Here is a 4,321-nt window from a genome sequence, read left to right on the forward strand (position 1 = left end):
CGAGGCCCGGCCTCGCCGTCGTGGACCGTGGCTATCGCGGGCATGGCGTCGAGACCACCCGCGTCCTGATCAGCGGCCAGAGGCGCGGCATACCCCCGGCGCTGGCAAAATTGCTCAAGCGACGAAGTGCCATCGAACCCGAGATCGGACACATGAAATCAGACGGCAGATTGGCCAGATGCCCCCTCAAGGGCAGGATCGGCGATGCGATCTTTGCCGTGCTCTGTGCCTGCGGCCACAACATCCGCAAGATACTGGCCCATATCAGGGCTCTTTGGGCCGCCGTCATCCTCCTGATCCTGAGGATTATCGTGGTCGATAACCGGCCACCCCATATGCTCAGCGCCGCATGAGGGGGTTGTTCAGAGCCGACGACTTACCTGCGACGGGCAGCGGGATCGCCAGCCAGAACCCGTTCTTTGAGCGGATCAGCGGACCGGTGTCGTGCGCGCCGACGATGCGATACGAATTCGGCACCAAGGTCAGCCTCGCGACCACCCTCGATGGCGGCTTCATCGTCGGTGCCCGCAGCTTTCCGGGAAATCCCTATGACGTCCGGCACGGTCTTCTTCGGGAATACCCCGAATTGGGCATCCAGCGGCTCAACGCACTCGATAGTTGCGATCTGGATGGCGGAGTGGTTAGGTTCCGGCTGAACCGCTGCAGCGCTGCCCGGCGGCGGCGTCCAGATGTCGGTGCCACCATGATCCGGCGGGATGCTCATCTGGAAACCTGTTACCACATACCTGTTACAATATTGGCCTTTTATCGCGCCACGCGCCGATCAGATATAGGGCACCTCGATTTTTTCCGTTTTCGGCTGTTCGGGGGCAGTTTGACGGCCTGAAGCCTGCGGGATGCGGGTTGTCGGGGGCTTTGGATTGGTTTTGGGGGCTGTTGCGCCGGGTTGTTGGGTAGCCGTAATGGCTGCGCGCTTGCTTCTTCGTCCAGCGCGCGTCGTCCGGGCATTCATTCAGGCCAGTGGCATTCATGCCCCACCCGTCTGCGATCACATGGCGGGCCTGGCCGCCCAACCCTCGGGCTCATCGCTGGTCCTGATCGCCTTGTTCTCGTCCCGCGTGTTGCGGTTCTTCGGCACCGGCACGATGGAGGCATCCAGAATTTGTCCACCCCGCGCGATATAGCCCTGCCGCGCCAGATAGCTGTCGAACTGCCCGAACAGTGCCTCGGCCATGCCCGCCTGCGCCAGGCCCTCGCGGTAGAGCCAGACGGTCCTGGCATCGGGCACCCTGTCCTCCAGCCCGAGGCCGGGGAACCGCATGAAGGACAGCCGGTCACGCAACTTTTCGAGGCGCCCTTATGGTAAGTGCGTCTGGCTATAGCCTGACGACTTTTCTTTGATTATGTTGTCAGGCTATAACCATTTGATTTTACGCTGATGCTGCGCCAATTTGATCATCAAATTGGCTTCCGTCAGCTATATAGGGACATCGCAAGATGGCCCGCTCAGCGATGGGTCAGTTCGGCCCGGTATTTTGCAACCCCGCGGCGCGACAGGATCAGTCCGGCGTCGGCCAGCCTGTGCGCCATCCGGGTGTCGGAATACCGTTGATCGGCGGGCCAGTCTGCCAGCAGAGCCGCGATCATTGCCAGCGCCTGCGGGCGGTGCAGATGCGGGTTGCGCGGGCTGACCCTGCGCGGCAGCAGATCGGACAGCGCCACGATCCCCTGTGGCGTTTGCGCGCGGACGCCGGCGATGGCCCGGCTGACCGTGCTTTTATGCAGATCCAGCCCTCTGGCCAGCGCGGTCAGCGTCAGCGGGCGCAACGGACCCTGTCTGTTCAGCCAGTCCCGCTGCGCCAGCGCCAGCGCCGCGCCGATCCGCGACAGCGTCTGTGCCCGCCCCTCGACGGCCTGCACGATCCCATGCGCCACGCCCGCCCCCTTGTCCCGCAGCCTGATCAGGTCATGGCTCAACAGCAACGCGCGGCCATCCGCTGTCAGGTTCAGTTCGGGCGGCGGCAGGCCCGGCCCCTCGGATAGAGGCCAGGGCGACAGGGCGCGCAGATCGGCCAGCATCCCGGCGGCATCCTCGGCGTCGCAGCCGCAATGCGCGGCGATGGCGGCCAAATCTCCGGCGGTGGCCAGATCCAGACGGTCAAGCAGCCGCGCGATCACCGGGTCCAGCCGGTTGCGCGCCTGCAACTGAAGGCGCAGCGATTCCGTCAGGTCGCGCGCAAAAACTCCGGGCGGGTCAAGCTGTTGCAGCACGGGCAGCAGCGCAGCGATCCGGGCGGGGGTGGTCTCCAGCCAGCGAGCCACCTGCGGCAGCGGGTCGGCAAGCCAGCCGTGATCATCTAGGCAATGCACCAGTTCCTGCGCGATGCGGGCATCCTCGGGCCCCAGCCGCAGCAGACCTGCCTGCGCCTGCAATTCCTGCCGGGCCGTGACCTGCCGGGCCGTGTCGGCCAGTTCCAGCGCCTCGTGCCGCCCGCCCTGCACCCGCAGCCAGCGGCGCAGCCGCCCGCCATCCATGCGCAGCACATCCAGCGACAGCCGCATCTGCTGACTTAGCGCCAGCGACCGCGATTGCGTTTGTTCCTGCCTCAGCATCGCCCCTGTCGCGCGACACCTGTTGCACCGGGTGCAACAGTCCGCAGCCCAACTCCCTGAAAACACATGGTCGCCAGCATGGCACAAAGGTTGCTTGCATGAAAGGCAAGGGGGAGACGCTCATGGCAAAGGTCGGCATCATCGCCAATCCGATTTCGGCGCGCGACATCCGGCGCGTCATCTCCCATGCCGGGAACCTGCCCATCAATGACCGCGCGAATATCGTCCTGCGGATGCTGGCCTCGCTGGCCGCGACCGGTGTGGAAGAGGTGCTGATGATGCCCGAAAACGGCGGCATCCGCTTTCACCTGATGCGCAGCATCGACCGCGAGGAACGGTTGGGCCATTCGGTCTTTCCCCGCATCCGCTATCTGGACATGGAGGTGACGGCAACCGCCGAGGACAGCGCGCGGGCGGCCCGCATGATGTGTGAACAGGGGGTTGCCGCGCTGGTGGTGCTGGGGGGCGACGGCACGAACCGGGTGGTGGTGCAGAATTGCGGCGACACGCCGGTGGCGGGGGTTTCGACCGGCACGAACAACGCCTTTCCCGAACTGCGCGAACCGACGATCACCGGGCTGGCTGTCGGGCTGGCCGTGACCGGACAGGTCGCGCCAGAGCGGGCGCTGGTGCGCAACAAGTGGTTGCACGTTGATATAAACGACCGGCGCGAAATCGCGCTGGTCGATGTCGCCGTGGTGCAAGACCGCTTTGTCGGCGCGCGTGCGATCTGGAAGACCGACGGCTTTCGCGACCTGTTCGTGACCTTTGGTCTGCCGCAGGCGATCGGCATGTCCTCGATCGCGGGGCTGTGCGACCCGCTGGACCGCAATACGCCCGAGGGCCGCCATATCCGCCTGTCGCCCGACGCGCCGCGCCAGCTTCTGGCGCCCATCGCGCCGGGGTTGATCGACCGCGTCGGCATCGCCAGCGTCGAACGCATGGCCCCGGAACAGTTGTTTCATCCCGCGATCCCCGCCGGCTCGCTGGCCTTCGACGGCGAGCGCGAGCTGACCTTCACCGAAAGCGACGATGTGACGGTGCAGATCGTCCCGAACGCCTTTCGCACCAGCGACGTGCCCGCCTGCATGGCCCATGCGGCCAGCGCCGGGCTTTTCATCCGCAACCCGGACTGAAGGGAGGAGAACCCATGTCCAACCCGTTTCCGCTGTCCAAGGACAAGCTGCTGGAGGCCTATCGCCGGATGCGCACCATCCGCGATTTCGAGGAACGCCTGCATGTCGATTTCTCGCGCGGCGAGATTCCCGGATTCGTCCATCTTTACGCCGGCGAAGAGGCGACGGCCGTCGGCATCATGTCGCATCTGCACGAGCGCGACCGCATCGCCTCGACCCATCGCGGGCATGGCCATTGCATCGCCAAGGGCGTCGACGTGAAGGCGATGATGGCCGAGATCTATGGCAGGGCCACCGGCTGCTGCGCCGGCAAGGGCGGCTCGATGCATATCGCCGATCTGAGCCTTGGCATGATGGGCGCGAACGGCATTCTGGGCGCCGGCGCGCCGCTGGTCTGCGGGGCTGCGCTGGCGGCGCAGAAACTGGGGCATGACGGGGTGGCGATCACCTTTTTCGGCGATGGCGCGTCCAATCAGGGCACGGTTCTGGAAAGCATGAATCTGGCGGCGATCTGGAACCTGCCGGTGATCTTTGTCGTCGAAAACAACGGTTATGCGGAATCGACCTCGGTCGATTATGCCACCGCCTCGGACAGCTATGTGGACCGGGCG

The 4,321-nt window shown here is 65.3% G+C and carries 4 protein-coding genes and 2 pseudogenes; 4 read left to right on the forward strand and 2 right to left on the reverse strand.

What is annotated here, in order from left to right:
• Nucleotides 1–353: pseudogene (locus ACK5L9_RS15945) on the forward strand (hypothetical protein); the annotation flags it as partial.
• Between the two features lie 5 nt (nucleotides 354–358).
• Nucleotides 359–847: a hypothetical protein gene (locus ACK5L9_RS15950; protein WP_416912456.1), complete on the forward strand. Its 489-nt coding sequence runs from the start codon at nucleotides 359–361 to the stop codon at nucleotides 845–847.
• Nucleotides 848–914: 67 nt separating this feature from the next.
• Here the strand turns inward: ACK5L9_RS15950 and ACK5L9_RS15955 are convergent.
• Nucleotides 915–1,303, reverse strand: a pseudogene (locus ACK5L9_RS15955) (transposase); the annotation flags it as partial.
• A gap of 164 nt (nucleotides 1,304–1,467) precedes the next feature.
• Nucleotides 1,468–2,574, reverse strand: coding sequence for an RNA polymerase subunit sigma-54 (locus ACK5L9_RS15960; protein WP_416912453.1), 1,107 nt, complete (start codon nucleotides 2,572–2,574; stop codon nucleotides 1,468–1,470).
• Nucleotides 2,575–2,672: 98 nt separating this feature from the next.
• Between ACK5L9_RS15960 and ACK5L9_RS15965 the strand changes: the two genes are divergently transcribed.
• Together ACK5L9_RS15965 and ACK5L9_RS15970 are read left to right on the forward strand one after the other, a co-directional pair.
• Complete coding sequence (locus ACK5L9_RS15965) at nucleotides 2,673–3,710, forward strand: ATP-NAD kinase family protein (RefSeq protein WP_416912454.1); 1,038 nt, start codon at nucleotides 2,673–2,675, stop codon at nucleotides 3,708–3,710.
• A gap of 14 nt (nucleotides 3,711–3,724) precedes the next feature.
• On the forward strand, nucleotides 3,725–4,321 hold a 597-nt coding region (locus ACK5L9_RS15970; RefSeq protein ID WP_416912455.1), incomplete at its 3' end, for a thiamine pyrophosphate-dependent dehydrogenase E1 component subunit alpha.

Source organism: Paracoccus sp. (in: a-proteobacteria) (assembly GCF_047973135.1).
Lineage (GTDB): Bacteria > Pseudomonadota > Alphaproteobacteria > Rhodobacterales > Rhodobacteraceae > Paracoccus.